Genomic DNA, 19,575 nt, shown 5'->3' with positions numbered 1-19,575 from the left:
CGGCTGAGGGCGCATTTCCCGTCAGTTCACATCATGGAAACAGCGGAACCCCAGATGATAGTTCCGATGGCTCGACGGCGACATCACCCGGCTGCCATGCCAGAACGGCGCCCGCCAGCGCGCCCAATGCTCATGCGCGCGCACCGTGTCCCAGATGAACCAGCTGCCCTTCATCTCGGTCACGCCGAGCGTTGTGGACCCCCGGCTTGCCATCTGGTCGGGCGACAGCGGCAGGTTCATATGCTCCGCCGCATTGCCGTCGATGTCATAGGCGCCAAGCGGGCTGTGGCATTGCGGGAACGATCCCGCCGGATAGGTGTTGGACCCGCATCCCGTGAAGCTGCCGCCATTACAACTGGCCGATTTGAAACTGCCGGTGGCACAGACCCCCGACCGCCAGGGACCGATGCTATAGGTGTTGCGGGTATGCGCCCACTGGGCGTTGTGCCAGGCGCGCATGGCCTGCGGGCTTCCCAGATCGAAGCGATAATCAGGCTCCAGCAGCGCACCTGCCGCCGCCCCTTCCCATTCATGGGCGTCGCCCATGCGGCCGCCTTCCGCCGCGCAGAGCATATGCGCCTCATTCGCGCGCACCCAGACCACCGGATAGACCATGGGGATGTTGGGATATTCGAACATATCCACGCAAACCTCGGCATCCTCGGGGCTTTCGGTGGCGGGATCATAGAGCGGCGCGCGATAGGGCCCGCCGCAGATCCGTTCCCACCTGGCGTTGCGATAGCTTTGCTGCACGCTGGCAACCGACCCGCCGATCCGCGCCGCCGCCTCCTCGGGTGTCATGGCGTGGCGTGTGACCGCCGGATTGCCCTGCCCGATATAGGAGGAGCCTGCAAAGATTTCGCGGATGCGCCGAAGCTCGGCGTTCGACACGCCGCGCACCTCCCGCATCTGCTGGAACATCTGTTCGTTGAGCTCCTGCAACGTCTGAGCGCCCCCCGCCCCGGCGCCCATGACGCCAAGAACAAGGGCCATCAGGGTTCGGGTGAGATTTCTCATTGGGGCACTCCTCGGGCTTGGGGTTACTCTCGTCTCAGCAGGTAGAAGAAGTCACGGTTGTCGGCGAAGCCCACGAAACGCGGGATCGTGCCGTTGCGCGTGTCCTGATCCACATGGCTCATGCCGCTGACCAGATGTTCGGCCTCGATCCAGTCGTCATCCTCGGTCTCGGGATAGAGCGCCATATAGGTGTGCTCCTGGCTGTTCATGTCCATCAGCATCGCATAGTCGCAATGATAGGCCTGGAACGTTCGCGCCATGGCCGAGGGCGTGGCGGTCGAGAAATAGGCGTAGATCAGGAACTGGCGACCATCGACCTCGCGCAAACACGATCCGGCGCGCAGGGTGCGCAGTTGCGCATCGGCGGAACCGGACCAGTTGCCTGCACCCCATTGGGTGACACGATCGCCGGGTACGCTTTCGCCGGTTTCCGGATCGGGGTTGATCAGGGGCACCCCGTTCTGGCGGGCAAAGCGCAGATGCGGCAGCAGTTCCTCGTTCAGCTCCTCTGACCAGGTGGTCATGCCGAAGGTGCCGTCATTGGTGACATAGATGGTCGACAGGCCCGGCCACAAGCGGCTCAGCACCGTGCCGTTGACGAGGAACCCGTAGTGATGTCCGTGATTGAAGGTCGCCATATCCCCGTAGCGGAACGCGCCATGATCCCGCTTGTAGCCCCCGGTAAAGGTCGCCGCGACCCGGTCGGTCAGCGAGGGGCTGAGCATGCCCACCATCACCAGCGGATCGGGGGAACTGATGCCGTCAGGTCCGGGGATCGACCAGTCGCGCCCGGCCCCGTGCGGGCGGGAGGACCATTCGAAACCGGGGTGATCGGTGCCAAGCTCATACCCGATTTCGAACTCGCGCATGTCGAAGGCGACCAGATAGACATTGGCGCCGCGTTCCACCCCGTCGAGCCAGTTGGTCTCGCCCGAGCGGTTCAGGATCTCGTCGCTGATCATGCCGGGCTGCATCATGCTGGCGTAGATGCCGGGCGCATCTTCCACCTGGTACCAACTGCCCGCCTCCATGCCGCCTTCTGCACCCACAAGGTCGAAACCGGGGGCCGCGCGCATCACCGGGAAGCGACCCAGATTGGCCTGGCCAAGCGCTTCGACAACTGCGCCGGGATCTTCGGATTCGGCTTCGTCAGAGCTTTCCAGATAGGCGTCGCGGAACAGCGTTCCCTTGATCAGGTTCACGATGGAATCGCCAAAGAGCACGTTCTCGCGCAGGAATTCGGCAATCGCCTCGCGCGTGGTGCGCGACCCGGACACGCGGTTGCGCAGATACATGGTGCTGTCGCAGATCGGCGCGTAGGGCAACGGTTCTGCGCGGGCCTCCTCCAGCTCCGGGTTGCGGCCGTCCCAAGGGGCGCATTCGACCTCATCCCCGTCATTCTCGATCAGGATCATCGGATCGTCGCCATCCATCTCCAGCGAGATCTGCCAGAAATCCGGCGCGGCGTTTTCCAGGTGATAATAACGCGGGCGGGACATCTCATCGCTATCCACACGCAGGATGAACCATGCGTTCACCATCGGGTTCATGGAGGTCAGGGTGACCTCCAGACCGTCATCCCCGGTCAGGGTCATTTCGTTGCGGAACGGTTGCAAGGCGTAGATCGACCCCGGCGCGTCGGAGTTATAGACCTCCATCTGCGCGGCAAGCGTCTCTTCGTCGGGCAAGCCTATACCGTTGGCAAGGGCGGGGCCCGACAATGTGAATAGAAGGGCCGAAAGCCCGGCCGCCGTCAGCGCGCGATGTCCTGTGAATGTCATTCCGTCTAATTCCAGCTCCAAAAAGTCCGGTCCCCGGCAGCTATCGGACCCCGTCCCGATCCATAACAGCCTTGATTTTCCGAGTCTTTATGCTGCAACGAATCCCGTCGCCGCGCAATGGCAGCATTCCATGACTTTGCGGGGATGCCCACCTCACGAATGCGTGAGGATCAAGTTCCCCGGCATCCCCTTACCATTGTCGCCAAAGGCATTGACATTTCGGTGAAACTCGTCAGTTTTCCGGCATTTCATCGGCTGAGATGGCAAATTGCATGCGCGACACACTCGACAAGCGGATCATACGGGAACTTCAGCGCAACGCGCGCGAATCCACTTCCAATATCGCGCAAGCGCTTGGCGTGGCCCGGTCCACGGTGCATGAACGCATTGCCCGGATGGAAAAGGATGGCACCATCGCAGGCTATTCCGTTGTGCTTTCCCGCAATCCCGGCGAGGAAACCGTGCAGATCCTGATGATGCTGGAAATCCGTCAGCAGGATACGCGCAAGGTCTTGCAAAGACTGAACACATACCCGGAAATTCAAGTTGTTTTCTCAATCAATGGAGAGTTCGACCTGTTCCTGTCGGCAGAGGCCCCGCGGGTGGAAGACCTCGACATCCTGATCGACGAGATCGGAGAGATCCCCGGAGTCGTCCGCACCACAACATCCGTGGTCTTCGGACGCCGCATCGACCGCCGATCAGACGAGACGGCAGAGCGGATTTTCCGCCAGATGCAGGCCATGTCGACACTCGACGCTGGCTGACCCGTCATTTTGCCGGAAAACTCCCGATCCGCGAACATTCGGCAGAGGACGACACGATACGTCCTGCCTCAGGCTTTGGAAAAGGACCCGAAGCAGGAGGCAAGATCGTGCGCAACTGGAACGTTTGCATCGTGGGGGCAGGGAAGATCGGCACAATGATTGCCGAACTTCTGAAAGCATCGCCCACCTATTCCGTCACAATCGTCGATTCCGAATTCGCGAATCTCGCGCCTTTCCAGCAGGCGGGGTTCAAGGTGGCACAGGCCGATGCCGGGGATCAGGCCGCTCTGACACGCACGTTCGACGGGTTCGACGCGGTGATCAGCGCCGCGCCCTTCTTCCTGACCCCCAACATCGCCGCCGCCGCCAAGGCCGCGGGCGCGCATTATTTCGACCTGACCGAGGACGTGGCCGCGACCGAGGCCGTGCGCGAGCTGGCGAAGGACAGCAAAACCGCCTTCATGCCGCAATGCGGGCTGGCGCCGGGCTTCGTCGGCATTTCAGGCGCGCATCTGGCCGCGCAGTTCGACAAGCTCGACACGCTGGCGCTGCGGGTGGGGGCGCTGCCGCTCTACCCCACCAATGCGCTGAAATATAACCTGACCTGGTCCACCGACGGGCTGATCAACGAATACTGCAACCCCTGCGACGTGATCGAGGGGGGCGAGCGGATCAAGGCCGCGCCACTGGAAGCGTTGGAGGAATTCGGCCTCGACGGCGTGGATTACGAGTGTTTCAATACATCGGGAGGGCTTGGCACGCTGACGGAAACCCTGTTGGGCAAAGCGCGAAAGGTGTCTTACCGGACGATCCGCTATCCCGGTCACCGCGCCATCGTCAAGATGCTGCTGCAAGACCTGCAACTGGAAAGCCGCCGCGACCTGATGGGCCAGATTTTCGAAACCGCCCTGCCCCGAACCGATCAGGATGTGGTGCTGATCTTCTCAACCGCGACGGGTTGGATCGACGGCGAATACCGCGAACGCAGCTTCGTCAACAAGTCGCTGGCCGGTCAGGTGAACGGCAAGACCTGGGGCGCGATCCAGCTGACCACGGCGGCGGGCGTGACGGGCGTGATGGACCTGATGCGCCAGGGCAAGCTGCCCGCGCAAGGCTTTGTCCGGCAAGAGGACGTGCACCTTGAGGATTTCATGCAAACCGAATTCGGCCGCTACTACGGCAAGGGGGAACTGACCCGAATGGTCAGCGCCGCCTGAAACACGCCCCGTCCGGCCGAGATTGCATGCCGCACGGCGTATCATTCCCGTTGAATGGTATCACAGACCGCACCTGCCCCGGCATTGATGACCCAGGGCAGGATGGCTTTGTCGAAAGCTTCAAAGGCCGGATGCGACAGCGCTGATCCCCGCTATCGACCGCCCGCTATGCGAGATGATGACTCCGCGCGTCGGACGACGGCCCAACCTGCGCCGATCGGCGCAAACCCAACCGGGCTTCTGTCGCGGCGGGATGAACGCTCGGTGGCAGGTCAATGGCCATCGCAAGCCAATCGTAAATCGGGTCGTCGGATGGGTCCAAACGAACAGCCTCGCTGCCGGCAAATTCAATGAATGCTGACAAGTTGAGAGAGTTGACCCCAACGAGCACCGGAATCTGAAGATCCAATGCACGGGCGATGGTGGTTCGAAAGCCGCGCCCCTCGGCTTCATGCTTGCCGAACTTGTTGATGACCAGGAGGTCAACATCAGGACCGAGCCGCGCCTCTACCAGGCCCACGGCGGTTTCCAATGCGGCGGGGTCCAATCTGCATCCCTTCGAGGCTGATCCAAGATCCTGCGAAATGCGCAGAACCGGCCCATCAGGCAGGACACGCACATCCATGGCGCAGGGTCCACTGGCCCGATCGGTGTTTATCTGGACCGTGCCACAGGATCTGACCCCTTGCGAAGCGAGCGTGGTGGCCAACCGGGATAGCAGCAGGTCTGTGTCCCCTCTGCCCGGTGCCATGGTATAGGCGATGTTCATGTCGTGCTGTCCTCGTCTCTCAAAAAGGGTGGAATTCAACCAAGGCCCCGCCGGGCAGGTCCTCGGTTTCGGCGGGAATGAACAGCAGGCCGTCCATGTCCGGAAGTTGTGAAACCCTGCCGGAACGGGTCGCATCGACGAAATCGACCACCTCGCGCCCCGCGCTGTCAAAGCCGGTCAGGCCCGCCAGCCGAAGTTCGCATCGCCCCGGATTGTGATGCAGCACGCGCTGCAAGACGACATGTCTTCGGCGAACCGCCCCCTGCGTTTGCCCGGAAAGCGACCTGCAAAGGGCTGCCCCGAAGATTTGCCACGTCACGAAGGCGGATAGCGGATTGCCGGGCAATCCAAGCCACGCCGCCCGTCCGACATGTCCGAATGACACAGGTTTACCCGGCTTTACCGCGACGCCACTGAAGGCAATACGCGCAGAGAGATCTGACAGGGCGGGCTTTACGTGATCTTCTTCGCCGACCGATATTCCGCCGGTCGTTACGATCAGGTCCACCCTCTGAGAAAGCTCCGCGAGCTGCGCGCGCAGCCCATGCCGCGTGTCACCCGCAATCTGAATGCTGCAAAGATCAATTCCGGGTGCCGCGATTGCTGCGGACAGCATCGGTGTGTTGACATCCCAGATCGCCGCGGCGCCCCTCGTTTGACCCTGCTGAACGACCTCGTCCCCGGTTACGAGAAGTGCAGCGCGGATGCGCCTGATGACGGGAACCGCTTGGTACCCGGCGGCTGCGCAAGCAGCGATATCGCGCGGTGAAAGGGACCGCCCCGCCGGAACGACGATCCTCCCCATGGCCATGTCCTCGCCGGCCCGGCGAATGTTGCTGCCCGGCTTGACCAGCCCGGTCATACGGATGTGAGTATCGCTGCGCAGCACCTGTTCCTGCATCACGACCGCATCTGCGCCTTTCGGCACTGGTGCGCCCGTAAAAACCTGAATCGCTTCTTTGCGACGCAGCTCGCAGAGCGGGAGATGCCCCGCAGCAATACGCCCGCCAATCGCAAGCGACCACGGCCCGTCGCCGCACAGGTCGCCGGTGTGGATCGCAAAGCCGTCCATCGCGGCATTGTCAAAAGGCGGAACCATCCCGCGCGATTGTACTGGCTGCGCCAGCACGCGCCCGACGGCTTGCGCCAAGGTGACAAGCTCGGTCTCAGGGGCGGCCTGTGTCAGGCCCTCAATCCGGGACAACGCCTCGTCGATGCTGATCAGCGAACCAGGACGCGCGATGTCGTCACACCCACAGCCGGTGCCCGCGATCTTCCGGATGACGGTCATTGCGCGGCCTCCGCATTGAAATGCCCCGGCCCGACCGTGCAATCCAGATCGCGAAGCCTGCCGTCTTTCAAGCCATAGATCAGACCATGAACTCTTATGCTGACGCGGTTCTTCCACGCCCGTTGGAGGATTGGCGTTTCAGCAACACGGCGCACGCCTTCGACGACGTTCAGCTCTGCAAGCCTGTCGCGGCGCGCCTCTTGATCATCAATTTGAGCAAGATCAATGGCATAGGCACGGGCAAGACGCCGGATCGGTTCCAGCCAGTGATCCGCCAGGCCATGTGGCAGGTCTTCGGTCGCGGCCTTGACGCCGCCGCACCCGTAGTGACCGCAGACAATGATCTCTCGAATCCTGAGCGCATCGACAGCGAACTCTAGGGCGGAAAGCATGTTCATATCCGACGAGTGGATGACATTCGCCACGTTGCGATGCACGAACACCTCGCCGGGATCGAGACCCGCGACCACATTTGCGGGCACCCTGCTGTCAGAGCAGCCAATCCAGAAGAACTCTGGCGTTTGCCGCGTTGCCAACCGCGCAAAATAGCCCGGTTCATCGCGGTTTTTTTGGTCGGACCAGGTCGCATTGCGATCAAGAAGGTCATTCAGCATTTTCATTCTCCGAGCGGCGACGAGAGACCACGGCGCTCCAGCATGTGCCGTTCCATCAGCCGAAGGTCTTTTTTGGTGAGCCTTGCACGGGCAATCGGGAGGATGACCGCGTTTTCGAGGATCAGGTGGCGGCGTGCATGGTGGGCGAAGTCCGACAATAGCGCACAATCCGATTGGGATGGCTTCGAGAGACTTGCGCCAATGCCCTGAATGATCGCGGCAATCGCAGGCGCATCCGCAAGCGCATGACCGTGATCGGATTGAAGCCTGTCGATCACCTTTTCGATTTCATCTTCCGGCGCGCACCGTTTCAGCATCAATGGAAACAGGTCGATTTCCTCGTCAGCCAGATGCTGCGGCAGCACCGCCTCCAGGAATGCCAGCACGTGATCAAGGTCGGCCTGTTCCATGGATGCAGAGGCCACGATCCGGTCGATCAACGCACAGACTTCCCGTTCGCGCATATGATCTTCGGCGATGAAATCCAGCGGACCATGCAATGGACGGGCGCCGGAGCTTTCCCCCCTTGCCGCGTTCCGCTGCCGTTCAGATGGCTTTTTCATCGCCGTCTTCTCCCGATCAGGCCGTGTTGAGATCTGCCCCTTGAATGTCAGCGGCCTCGACAAGCTGAGCGATGAAGGCCCTCGACCGCCGTGCCCAGGATGCTTTCTCCATCGCTTCGGCAATCCTGTCGCGAACGGCCTCGAATGGCAGGACCCGCCCCAGGGCAACCGCATCCATACGGATGATGTGATAGCCGTGACGGGTGAGAACCGGCTCTGGCGAAATCTCACCTTCGGCAAGCTGACGCAGCGCGGCCTCGAACTCCGGCACGGTGTCGTTCGGGCCAAGCTGGCCCAAGGCGCCGCCCGACGACCTCGACCCGCAATCGCTTTCGCGCGCAGCGATGGCGGGAAGGCTCTTGGGATCGCTGAGAACGAGGGCAAGCAGCCCTTGCGCGCGGGCCTGAACCTTGACGCGATCCGCCTCGTTGCGCGGATCGCAGGCGCATAGAATGTGTGACACTTCCCAAAGCGGCGGCGAACGAAAGCGCGTCGGGTCTTTCAGCCATTCGGAGGTGATGTCCTCCTCGGTCGGGGGAACGACATCAATCGCTTGGTCGAGCAGGCCCCGGATCAGGGCCTCCTCCTGTGTCTCGAAGCGCCCCGGCCCGACTTCCAATGGTTCTGCTTCAACGCGGCGCGACCGCGCCTCTTGCAATAACAGGGTACGGATTGCCACTGCATTGGCCGCCTTGCGCCAGGCGATGCCGGGTTTGCCTGCAGGCGCGGTCTGGTTCTGAGTCTCGGCCGCAACCAGGGCGTGGGGGACACGCTCTCCGTTGACGACCAGATCCGGAAAGAGGGCTGCGTTCATCTGCTCTACTCCGCCGGTGTCGATTTCGGGGTGTCAGATGCGGCCAGCGGCTTCTGGCGCCGGGTGCGCACGATTTGATAGCCCGGCCGCAAGAGATACCTGATCGGCGCGGAAAAGCCCGACAGGATGTGAACCAGCCGCGTGAACGGGAAGACCAGAAAGATCGTCAGGCCAAGAAAGATGTGCAACTTGAAGATCAGTGCCGCCCCGGCGATGTGATCCGCCGCGCCCGACTGAAAGGTCACGATGCCAAGTGCCCATGCCATGAAAGTCGTCATTTCGTGGCCATCGAGATGCTGGAGCGACACGAAGATCGTTCCCAACCCCAACACAAGCTGCGCAAGAAGCAGGGCAAGGATCGCGTTGTCGGCAAAGCTTGATGTTCGGCGAATCCGCGGGTCGGTCCAACGGCGGTGCATGAGCATCCCGCCCCCCACCAGCGCCATGACCCCCGCAATGCCACCGGCCACTACGGCGAGAACCTGCTTCGTGCCATGTCCGATACCAAGCGCATCAAACAGCCAGATCGGTGTCAGAAGGCCGATGAGATGGCCGAAAAAGATCACCAAAACGCCCACATGAAACAGGATTGATCCGACCACCAATTGCTTGCGCCGCAACAACTGGCTGGACGAGGATTTCCAAGTGAACGGGTCGCGTTCGTACCGGGCGATCGAGCCGATAATCAAAACGGACAGGGCGATGTAGGGGTAGAGTCCAAACAGGAAGTTATGCATCTTTCATCTCCCTCATTCCGCTGCCGCATTCGGCGCGGATCTCGTGGGTACAGTGGCGGTTGGTGGCATATCCATGCGGGCGAGCATGTCGCGCACTTGCGGACATCCGGCATTGGGGTCAGGTCCGAACAGCACTTCGCTTTCCTCCCAAACCTCGTCCAGCGCCGTCAGATCGGCGGGGTCGTCATCGGGCTGCGCGAGCATCTCCGCCACAGCCTCCTGATCGGCCTTCACACCTACAAGTTGCAAAAGGCTGGCGAACACGGCGGCATAAGGGCTTTCGCGCCGGACAAGCCGAGCGTTCAGAGCCTCAAGGATATGCGCCGCGTCCGCCAGAGTATCCTGTGCCTCGGACGAAGGGCGCGTGGACAGGAATTCCAACAAGACAGGCAGGTGGTCCGGCAGTTCGGATGTCACGGGATCAAACCCGCTAGCCCTGTATGTCTCGATCAAGGAGACCATCGCGCCGCCACGGTCACGGCTTTCGCCGTGCACATGTTCGAACAGGTTGAGCGACAGGGTGCGCGAGCGATCGAAGAGCAGAACGAACTGTTCTTCCAGCTCATAGATGTCGCGCGTGCGCAGCTCCTCCACCAGCGGGCGCAACGCCCGCCGGGTTGCGGCCGTCAAACGCGTGTCCGATGACAGGATTCCGCCAATCTCCGGCATGGCCTTTTGCAGGTCTCGGGTCGGGTAGCTCAGCATCACCGACAAGGCTTTCAGTGTACGGTCCATGTCACATCGCCTCCGTCGGCATCTTGAGGGGTTTTCTGGAGCCACCGAACAACGACTTGCCGGATGATCCGGTGGAACAGCCGTTGGTGTCGGTAAACCCGCAGCCGCCGCGCAGGTCATAGGCTTCCTCGACCTGTTCACGATGCGTGGTGGGGATGACAAAGCGGTCTTCGTAGTCGGCCAGCGCCATGATCTTGTACATGTCCTCGATCACCCGGCCCGAAAGCCCGACCCGAGCGGCAATGGCTTCGTCAACCACGCCTTCGATCGTCTTGGATCGCATGTAGGACCGCATCGCCAGCATCCGTTCAAGGGCCGTGACCACAGGTGCTTCGTCCCCTGCTGTCAGCATGTTGGCGAGGTATCTGACGGGAATGCGCAGGTTCCTGACGTCCGGCATTCCGGCCTCTGTCCCGATGGTTCCCGCCTCGGCGGCATTCTGGATCGGGGACAGCGGCGGGATGTACCACACCATCGGCAATGTCCGGTATTCGGGATGCAGCGGGAAGGCGACCTTCCACTCCATCGCCATCTTCCAGATCGGGCTTTCCTGTGCCGCCTTGATCCAGTCCTGCGGGATGCCATCGGCACGGGCCGTCTCGATCACCACAGGGTCGTTGGGGTCGAGAAACACGCCCAGTTGCGCATCGTAGAGATCCTGTGCGTCCGCCATGTTCGCGGCCTCTGCGATCTTGTCGGCATCGTAGAGCATGACACCCAGATACCGAATGCGCCCGACACAGGTTTCCGAACAGACCGTCGGATTGCCGCTCTCGATCCGGGGATAGCACAGGGTGCATTTCTCGGATTTGCCGCTTTCCCAGTTGTAGTAGATCTTCTTGTACGGGCAGCCCGACACGCACATCCGCCAGCCACGGCATTTTTCCTGGTCGATCAGGACGATGCCGTCTTCTTCACGCTTGTAGATAGCCCCGGACGGGCAGGACGAGGCACAGGCCGGGTTCAGGCAGTGTTCGCACAGCCGGGGCAGATACATCATGAATGTATTCTCGTACTCCCCGTAGATCTCCTTCTGGATACCCTCGAAGTTGTAGTCCTGCGACCGCTTGGAGAATTCGCCGCCCAGGATTTCCTCCCAGTTCGGACCTTTCTCGATCTTCTCGATCCGCTCGCCGGTGATCTTCGACCGGGGGCGCGCCGTGGGGAATGCCTCCATCTCGGGGGCGGATTTCAGGTGGTCATAGTCGAAATCGAACGGTTCGTAGTAATCGTCGATCTCGGGCATGGCCGGGTTGGCGAAGATGTTGGACAGAATGCGCCATTTGCTGCCCTGCTTGGGCTGCAGTTTACCCGCCCTGGTGCGTTCCCACCCCCCTTTCCAGCGGTCCTGGTTTTCCCAATCGGTCGGATAGCCGGTGCCGGGCTTGGTTTCGACATTGTTGAACCAGGCGTATTCGACGCCCTCGCGGCTGGTCCACACGTTCTTGCAAGTGACGGAACAGGTGTGGCACCCGATGCATTTGTCGAGATTCAGCACCATGCCGATTTGTGCGCGGATTCTCATTCTGCTGCCTCCTGTGCAGATGCGTCCCAGCTCTTTTCGCGGTCGAGCCAGTCCACATGTCTCATCTTGCGAACGACGACGAATTCGTCCCGGTTGGCCCCCACGGTGCCGTAGTAGTTGAAGCCATAGGATTGCTGGGCGTAGCCGCCGATCATGTGGGTGGGTTTCAGGACCGCGCGGGTCACCGAATTGTGGATCCCCCCGCGATGCCCGGTCTTTTCCGAGCCCGGCGTGTTCACGATCTTCTCTTGGGCGTGATACATGAACGTCGTGCCGTCCTTGATCCGCTGCGAGACCACCGCACGCGCCGTCAGGGCGCCGTTGGTGTTGTAAAGCTCTACCCAATCGTTATCCACGATCCCGGCGCTCCTGGCGTCGGTCTCGCTGATCCAGATCACCGGGCCGCCCCTGTTCAGCGTCAGCATCAGCAGGTTATCGGTATAGGTGGAATGGATGCCCCATTTCTGGTGCGGCGTGATGAAGTTCAGAACGAGGTCGTCGCCCGCATCCTGCACAGTCGCGGTGATCGTCTTGAGATCGACCGGCGGGCGGTAGGACATGAAGCCTTCGCCGAACGCCCGCATCCAGAGGTGATCCTGATACAGCTGTTGCCGCCCTGTCAGGGTGCGCCACGGGATCAGTTCATGAACGTTCGTATAGCCCGCATTGTAGCTGACCTTCTCCGACTCGATGCCCGACCAAGTGGGGCTGGAGATGATCTTGCGCGGTTGAGCTGCGATGTCGTGAAAGCGGATCTTGTTGCCATGCTCGCCCTCGGCCAGATGCGCGTGGTCCCGCCCGGTGGCCTTTTCCAGCGCTTCCCAAGCCTTCACGGCGACATTGCCGTTGGTCTCGGGCGCCAGCATCAAAATGACTTCGCAGGCATCAATCGCCGTTTCGATCCTGGGCCTGCCCGCCGCGGCACCCTCCAGCTGCACACCGTTCAGGGCCGACAGGTTGTCGATCTCGTCCTGGGTATTCCAGGTGATGCCCTTGCCGCCATTGCCCAACTTGTCGAGCATCGGCCCAAGCGCCGTGAAACGGTCGTAGATCGCGGTATAGTCCCGCTCGACCGCTAAGAACGCAGGGGCGGTCCTGCCCGGGATCAGATCGCATTCGCCTTTTTTCCAGTCCTTCACCTGGTCCTGCGCGATCTCCGCAGGGGTGTCGTGCAGGATCGGCAGCGCGACGATATCCGTTTCCTTGCCCAGATAACCGGGCGCGATTTCCTGGAATTTCCTGGCAATCGCCTTGAAGATTTCCCAGTCGGACTTGGACTCGTAGGCCGGATCCACCGCCGCTTGCAGCGGGTGGATGAACGGATGCATGTCCGACGTGTTCATGTCGTCCTTTTCGTACCAGCTGGCCGTTGGCAGAACGATGTCGGAATAGACGCAGGTCGTGCTCATCCGGAAGTCGATGGTCACCAGCAGGTCCAGTTTGCCGCGCGGCGCCTGATCGTGCCACTTGGCCTCTTTCGGCAATTGGCCGCCATCCTGGCCAAGATCCTTGCCCATCACACCGTGATCGGTGCCCAGAAGGTGCTTGAGAAAATATTCATGCCCCTTGCCCGAGGACCCCAACAGGTTGGACCGCCAGACAAACAGGTTGCGCGGCCAGTTGGCGGGATTGTCCGGATCCTCGCAGGACATTTCCAGATCGCCGGATTTCAGGGTCTCGGCCACATATGCCGGAATCTCCTTGCCCGCCGCCTTTGCCGCCTTTGCAACCTCAAGCGGGTTGGTCTTGAGTTGCGGTGCCGATGGCAGCCACCCCATGCGCTCGGCCCGGATATTGTAGTCGATCAGGGAGATGTCCCAATCGCCCTCGGGCGCTGTGGGTGACAGGATTTCGTCTGCCTTGAGGGTCTCGTAGCGCCATTGATCCGTATGCGCGTACCAGGCAGAGGTCGAGTTCATGTGCCGGGGTGGACGGTTCCAGTCCAGCGCGAAGGCCAGCGGTTGCCAGCCGGTTTGCGGGCGCAGTTTCTCCTGCCCCACGTAGTGGGCCCAACCGCCACCGGATTGCCCGACACAACCGCACATCACCAGCATGTTGATGACACCGCGATAGTTCATGTCCATGTGGAACCAGTGGTTCATAGCGGCCCCGATGATGATCATCGACTTGCCGTTGGTCTTCTCAGCGTTGTCGGCAAAGCCACGGGCCACGTGGATGATCTTGTCGGCCGGAACACCCGTGATCTTTTCGGCCCAAGCGGGCGTGCCGGGCATGTCATTTGCATAGTCGGAGGTGACCCAGTCACCGCCCAGACCCCGGTCCAGCCCATAGTTGGCGCAGAAGAGATCGAACACCGTGGCGACGGCGATCTCGCCTTCGGCGGTTTGGATCTTCTTGACCGGGATGTTGCGGGTCAGGATGTCGGGGTGATCGGCATCTGTCTTGAACTGGCCAAAGGCCTCGCCCCCGAAATAGGGAAAATCGACCCCCAGGATGGCATCATGATCCTCTTCGAGAACAAAGCTCATCTTGAGTTTCGTCTCGACCGCGTTTGCCTTTTCTTCGAGGTTCCACTCGCCGTCTTCGCCCCAACGATAACCGACGGACCCGTTGGGCGCGACGAGGGCCTGAGAGACCTCATCAAAAGCGACGGTCTTCCATTCGGGGTTGTTGTCTTCGCCCAGTTTGCCGTCCAGATCGTCGGCCCTCAGGAAACGCCCCGGCACAAGCTTTCCGTTCTTCTCATCCAACCTGACCAGCATCGGGAAGTCCGAGTACTTGCGGGTGTAGTCCTCGAAATACTCCGCCTGACGGTCCAGATGGAACTCGCGCAGGATCACGTGGCCAAAAGCCATGGCAAGGGCGGCATCGGTGCCCTGCTTGGCGTTCAACCAGACATCGCCGAACTTGGCGGCCTCGGAATAGTCGGGGCAGATGACGGCGGACCTGGTGCCCTTGTAGCGTGCCTCAGTGTAGAAATGCGCGTCCGGCGTGCGCGTCTGCGGCACGTTGGACCCCCAAAGGAGCAGGTAGCCGGAATTGTACCAATCGGCGCTTTCGGGCACGTCCGTCTGTTCGCCCCAGGTCATGGGCGAGGCGGGCGGCAGGTCGCAATACCAGTCGTAGAATGACATGCAGACGCCACCCATCAGGGACAGATACCGCGACCCGGCAGCGTAGCTGACCATCGACATCGCGGGAATCGGCGAAAAGCCGAACACGCGGTCAGGGCCATAGGTCTTGGCGGTGTAGGCGTTGGCCGCGGCCGTGATCTCGGTCGCTTCGTCCCATGTGGCGCGGACGAAGCCGCCCTTGCCGCGGGTTTCCACATAGGATGCGCGAAGGATCGGATCGGCCTGAAGCGTCGTCCAGGCTTCGATCGGCTCCATCGTCTCGCGCAGCTTGCGCCAGGCCTTCATCAGGCGGCCACGCACGAGCGGGTTCTTCACCCGATTGGCAGAATAGAGATACCAGCTGTAGGACGCCCCCCGCGCACAGCCGCGCGGTTCGTGGTTGGGCAGATCGGCGCGTGTGCGCGGGTAGTCCGTCTGCTGGGTTTCCCAAGTCACGATCCCGGATTTCACATAGATTTTCCAGCTGCACGACCCGGTGCAGTTCACTCCATGGGTCGAGCGCACAACCTTGTCGTGCCGCCAGCGGTTGCGGTAGGTCTCTTCCCAGTCGCGGTTTTCGCGCGTGACCTGACCGTGGCCATTCGAGAATTGGTCAGTTTCCCTTGACTGAAGGAAGTTCAATCTGTCGAGCAGGTGGCTCATGGTTTCTCTCCTAAATTCGGTGGCCGCGCCACCCAGGCGGCGCGGCAGGCCCGTCTGGCTCAGCAGGGAACAGGTGCGGATTTGCGGCTGTAGAAGATCCAGCAGATCGCGGCACAGACGGCGTAGAAGCCAAGGAACGCCCACAAGGCACCATTGGGGGCCCCCGTCATGGCTATGGACGTGCCGTAGAGCTTGGGGATGAAGAAGGCACCGTAGGCTGCGATGGCCGAGGTGAAGGCGATGATCGCCGCGCTTTCCATTTCGGTCTGCTTCTGCAGGGCGCCAGCGTCGAGGGTCGGCATCAGACGCGGGACTTCCTGTTTCATGATCGACGGGATCATCTGGAAGGTCGACGCGTTGCCAACGCCGGTCAGGAAAAACAGTGCCATGAAGCAGGCGAAGAAGCCCCAGAAATTGCCGCCGGGCGACGCCTCGGAGGGCAGGAACTGCAACACCCCGAAAACCGCCACGATCATGGCAACGAAGGTCCAGAAAGTTACGCGCCCGCCACCGAATTTGTCAGAGATCCAGCCCGTCGCCGCCCGGCTCAACGCGCCGACAAGCGGTCCGAGAAAGGCATATCTCAGCACATCAACTTCCGGGAACTGGGTGCGCATCAACAAAGGGAAGCCAGCCGCATAGCCGATGAAGCTGCCGAATGTACCGGTATAGAGCACGCACATGATCCAGTTGTGCTTGCGGCTGAAAATCACGGACTGCTCCGAGAAAGACGACTTCGCATCGGCAATATCGTTCATCCCGAACCATGCGGCGATTGCACTGACGGCCAGGAACGGCACCCAGATGAAGCCTGCGTTCTGAATGAACAACTGACCGCCATCGGACAGTTGCTGCGGATCGCCCCCGATTGCGCCAAACACGCCCATTGTTATGACGACCGGGACCACGAACTGCATGACCGATACGCCGAGATTTCCCAGACCGGCATTCAGCGCCAGCGCATTGCCCTTGGTTTTCTTCGGATAGAAGTAGGCAATATTCGCCATCGAGGAGGCGAAGTTGCCACCGCCGAACCCGCACATCAGGGCAAGGATCAGGAAAGTGGCATAGCTCGTGTCGGGATTTTGCACCGCAAAGCCGATCCCGAGCGCAGGCAGCAGCAGGGAGGCCGTCGAGATGGCAGTCCATTTGCGGCCCCCGAAGATGGGCACCATGAAGCTGTAGAAAATGCGCAGAGTCGCGCCCGAAAGGCCGGGCAAAGCGGCAAGCCAGAACCGTTCGCCCACGGAGAAGTCGAAACCGATCGCGGGCATCTTGGCGACAACGACCGACCAGACCATCCAGACCGAAAAGGCCAAAAGCAGGTTGGGGATCGAAATCCAGAGGTTGCGGGTTGCGATGCGCTTGCCTTCGCTTTCCCAGAATTGCGGGTCTTCCGGCCGCCAATCGGTCAGCAGATAGCCGCTGTTGGCAGATGGGGTTGCGGTGGTCGCCATGATGGGGTCCTCCCGTGGTGGCGTATGGAATGTGTGGCGGGCCGCTCATCGGCCTGCCGGGTTCGTGTCATTCGGCCGGTTGGTTCCCGTTTTTCTTGGCGATTGCGGTCAGGCCCTCTTCCAGGGCCGCATTGGCCTTGAGCGCTCGCAACCGCAGCGTCTCGATATTGGCCGCCGCGAAGTTGGCGCGCTCCTCGTCTTCCTGCCGGGTCGAAAAGCGAACGAAGAACGCAAGGAAAGAGGCGCAGGTGACGACCATGCCAAGGATGAAGAAGGCCTCGGACCAGTCGATCACGTTCTTGAAGAGGAACCCTGCAAGCACGGCCCCGGCGTTGCCCCCCGCGCCAACCACGCCAGCGACGGCCCCAAGAGCCTTCTTGTTGATGAAGGGCACGACGGAATAGGTTGCCCCTTCCGCCATCTGGGTGAACAGGGAAAAGACGATCAGAGCCGGCAACGCGAGGAACAGCACATGCATCTGGCTGAAGACCATGAGAGCGCAGCCTTCGAAGAACAAGCAGATGAAAAGCCAGAATGCCCGCCCCTTGAGGCCCCATAGCGATCCGAAGTTGTCACCGAACAGGCCGCCCATCGTGCGGGCAAACAGGTTCATCAGGCCGAATGAAGCAGCAACCAGACCAGCTGTCACAAGGGTCAGATCAAAGTAGTCCATGAAGTAGAGCGCAGCGACGTTGTTTACCGTCAGCTCGATGCCGAAACAGGCGCCGTAGATCACGAACAGTACCCAAACCCGCGGGTCTCTGAGGGCCTGCATGTAGTTGCCGGTGACTTTTTTCTTTTCTTCCATGCTGCCCTGCGCGCGCAGGTCATCGAAATTGCCGTCTGGCGCGTCCTGGGTCAGAAAATAATAGGCGATCCCGGTCAGGAAGATGATGACACCGACCACAACCATGGACAGGCGCCAGCCAACCGCTTCGGAGAAGCCGAACCCAATGACCATGACCGAAAACAGAAGCGGCATGACAAATTGCGTGACGCCCCCGCCCAGATTGCCCCAGCCCGCCGATGTTGCATTTGCCTGGCCAACCACATTGGGCGCGAACATGACCGAGGTGTGGTATTGCGTGATAACGAACGCAGCCCCAATGCCGCCGATCAGGACGCGAAACAGCAGGAAGGTTTCAAAGGACTGCGCAAGGCCGATCCCCATGACCGGCAAGGACCCGATCAACAACAGCCACGTGTAGGATTTCCGCGGCCCGATGCGATCGCAGAGCCAGCCGATGAACAGCCGGGCAAAAATGGTCATCGAGACAGACCCGATTATCGCCCATCCGATCTGGTTCGGCGTCAGTGCCAGCTCATCGCGTACAACGCTCATCAGCGGCGCAATGCCGAACCATGCAAAAAAGCACGAGAAGAACGCAAACCACGTCATGTGGAAGGTTCTGATCTGCACCATCTTTACGTTGAAGAAATTCGACCACAGCGCCGTGGCCTTGTTTTGAAGTTCCATCGCGGCCCCTCCGCCTTGTGCAGCCATTGCTGCTGTTCCGGGTTACGGCAGACATGCAGCCCTTCGGAGCGGCCAGAGTTGATTCAGATCAAAAGAATGACGATTCTTAAGCAAAATAAATGACTTACAGATATTCATCATGTCAGTGCGGGCGGTCAATCAATCCGGCAAGAGGCGGCCATCAATCGGCGACTTGACATTTATCAAGCGAAGGAAAAGGATGGCCCCCGCAACAATAGGAGGCGCCCGCAGTTCATGCCCGAGTCGTATCGACAAGAAGTGCGCGACCTCGCCCTATTTGCCGATATGGATCAGGGGCATTTCGAAACCCTCATGCGAGGGTCCTACGTCCAGAATTTCCCGCCGCGGATCGATCTGATCACCGAGGGGGACACCCCGGACTTCCTGCACGTCGTCATGTCCGGCTCCGTCGACCTGTTTTCATCATGGAACGGCAGGGAAACCAGCTTGGCGACCGTGCGCCCTGTCAGCACATTCATTCTTGCGGCCACCATCAAGGATGCGCCCTACCTGATGTCTGCACGGACATTGGAAAAGAGCAGGATCATCCTTCTACCCTCCGAAGATGTGCGAAATGTATTCGAGAAAGATGGTGCGTTCGCGCGGGCGATCGTGACCGAGCTTTCACAATGCTACCGCGCCGTCGTGAAGAACACCAAGGACCTCAAACTGCGGACATCATTGGAAAGACTGGCGAACTACTTGCTGCGCCAGAGATGGCGAACGGGGTCTGACGCCTTCGACCTGACCATGGAAAAACGGCGCTTGGCCTCCTTTCTGGGAATGACCCCGGAAAATCTGAGCCGCGCATTCAAGGGGCTGGAGCCTTACGGCGTGCGGGTCCACGGCAACCATATCAAGATCACGGACACCGAAGACTTGGCACGTTTCGCCAAACCCACCCCGCTTATCGACGACCATTCCACGTAGAGGCAGCGTTAGACGAATTCGAACCAATCTCCACACGAACAATAGGTGACCTGCTCCCCTTTGAGTCCGCGTTCATAGGGTAGCTCTGTTCAGGGTTTGGTCCTCTTTCGACCGTTGATGATA

At 60.8% G+C, this 19,575-nt stretch carries 16 protein-coding genes; 3 read left to right on the top strand and 13 right to left on the bottom strand.

The features are described 5' to 3' along the window. Positions 1-21: 21 nt before the first annotated feature. On the bottom strand, positions 22-1,017 hold the full coding sequence (locus RBB16_RS18500; protein ID WP_306047546.1) for an SUMF1/EgtB/PvdO family nonheme iron enzyme: 996 nt from the start codon (positions 1,015-1,017) through the stop codon (positions 22-24). A 23-nt stretch (positions 1,018-1,040) separates the two neighbouring features. Next, positions 1,041-2,798 (bottom strand): hypothetical protein, encoded by a 1,758-nt coding sequence (locus RBB16_RS18495; RefSeq protein ID WP_306047545.1) that lies wholly within the window; start codon positions 2,796-2,798, stop codon positions 1,041-1,043. 272 nt (positions 2,799-3,070) lie between these two features. Between RBB16_RS18495 and RBB16_RS18490 the strand changes: the two genes are divergently transcribed. Both RBB16_RS18490 and RBB16_RS18485 read left to right on the top strand, forming a co-directional pair. Then, positions 3,071-3,565 carry an Lrp/AsnC family transcriptional regulator gene (locus tag RBB16_RS18490; RefSeq protein ID WP_306047544.1) on the top strand — a complete coding sequence of 165 codons (495 nt, stop codon included), beginning with the start codon at positions 3,071-3,073 and terminating at the stop codon, positions 3,563-3,565. Between the two features lie 107 nt (positions 3,566-3,672). After that, positions 3,673-4,782 carry a saccharopine dehydrogenase family protein gene (locus tag RBB16_RS18485; RefSeq protein WP_306047543.1) on the top strand — a complete coding sequence of 370 codons (1,110 nt, stop codon included), beginning with the start codon at positions 3,673-3,675 and terminating at the stop codon, positions 4,780-4,782. Positions 4,783-4,948: 166 nt separating this feature from the next. On the opposite strand, the gene RBB16_RS18480 is transcribed toward RBB16_RS18485, so the two are convergent. From RBB16_RS18480 to RBB16_RS18430, 11 genes are all read right to left on the bottom strand, one after another. After that, positions 4,949-5,551 (bottom strand): DUF2478 domain-containing protein, encoded by a 603-nt coding sequence (locus RBB16_RS18480; protein ID WP_306047542.1) that lies wholly within the window; start codon positions 5,549-5,551, stop codon positions 4,949-4,951. A gap of 19 nt (positions 5,552-5,570) precedes the next feature. Next, entirely contained in the window at positions 5,571-6,842 is a 1,272-nt protein-coding gene (gene glp, locus RBB16_RS18475; RefSeq protein WP_306047541.1) for a gephyrin-like molybdotransferase Glp, read from the bottom strand. Continuing rightward, positions 6,839-7,456: a carbonic anhydrase gene (locus RBB16_RS18470; protein WP_306047540.1), complete on the bottom strand. Its 618-nt coding sequence runs from the start codon at positions 7,454-7,456 to the stop codon at positions 6,839-6,841. Before RBB16_RS18470 ends, glp begins: the two co-directional genes overlap by 4 nt. Before the next feature lie 2 nt (positions 7,457-7,458). Then, on the bottom strand, positions 7,459-8,019 hold the full coding sequence (locus RBB16_RS18465; protein WP_306047539.1) for a hemerythrin domain-containing protein: 561 nt from the start codon (positions 8,017-8,019) through the stop codon (positions 7,459-7,461). Between the two features lie 16 nt (positions 8,020-8,035). Then, on the bottom strand, positions 8,036-8,833 hold the full coding sequence (locus tag RBB16_RS18460) for a peptidylprolyl isomerase (protein ID WP_306047538.1): 798 nt from the start codon (positions 8,831-8,833) through the stop codon (positions 8,036-8,038). A 5-nt stretch (positions 8,834-8,838) separates the two neighbouring features. Next, on the bottom strand, positions 8,839-9,570 hold the full coding sequence (narI, locus tag RBB16_RS18455) for a respiratory nitrate reductase subunit gamma (protein ID WP_306047537.1): 732 nt from the start codon (positions 9,568-9,570) through the stop codon (positions 8,839-8,841). Positions 9,571-9,582: 12 nt separating this feature from the next. Then, the gene (gene narJ, locus RBB16_RS18450; RefSeq protein WP_306047536.1) at positions 9,583-10,305 is read right to left on the bottom strand and encodes a nitrate reductase molybdenum cofactor assembly chaperone; all 723 of its coding nucleotides are present in this window, start codon (positions 10,303-10,305) and stop codon (positions 9,583-9,585) included. Position 10,306: 1 nt separating this feature from the next. Further along, complete coding sequence (gene narH / locus RBB16_RS18445) at positions 10,307-11,830, bottom strand: nitrate reductase subunit beta (RefSeq protein WP_306047535.1); 1,524 nt, start codon at positions 11,828-11,830, stop codon at positions 10,307-10,309. Then, on the bottom strand, positions 11,827-15,567 hold the full coding sequence (locus RBB16_RS18440) for a nitrate reductase subunit alpha (protein ID WP_306047534.1): 3,741 nt from the start codon (positions 15,565-15,567) through the stop codon (positions 11,827-11,829). Before RBB16_RS18440 ends, narH begins: the two co-directional genes overlap by 4 nt. A gap of 59 nt (positions 15,568-15,626) precedes the next feature. Continuing rightward, positions 15,627-17,024, bottom strand: a complete 1,398-nt coding sequence (locus RBB16_RS18435; RefSeq protein ID WP_306047533.1) for a NarK family nitrate/nitrite MFS transporter — start codon at positions 17,022-17,024, stop codon at positions 15,627-15,629. Between the two features lie 67 nt (positions 17,025-17,091). Then, a complete protein-coding gene (locus RBB16_RS18430) occupies positions 17,092-18,501 on the bottom strand; it encodes an MFS transporter (protein WP_306047532.1) in 1,410 nt (469 codons plus the stop codon). A 255-nt stretch (positions 18,502-18,756) separates the two neighbouring features. Between RBB16_RS18430 and RBB16_RS18425 the strand changes: the two genes are divergently transcribed. After that, positions 18,757-19,452, top strand: a complete 696-nt coding sequence (locus tag RBB16_RS18425) for a cyclic nucleotide-binding domain-containing protein (RefSeq protein ID WP_306047531.1) — start codon at positions 18,757-18,759, stop codon at positions 19,450-19,452. Positions 19,453-19,575 lie beyond the last annotated feature (123 nt).

It is taken from the genome of Nioella sp. MMSF_3534, assembly GCF_030732985.1.
Lineage (GTDB): Bacteria > Pseudomonadota > Alphaproteobacteria > Rhodobacterales > Rhodobacteraceae > Nioella.
This window is presented reverse-complemented; position numbering and strand designations above follow the sequence as displayed.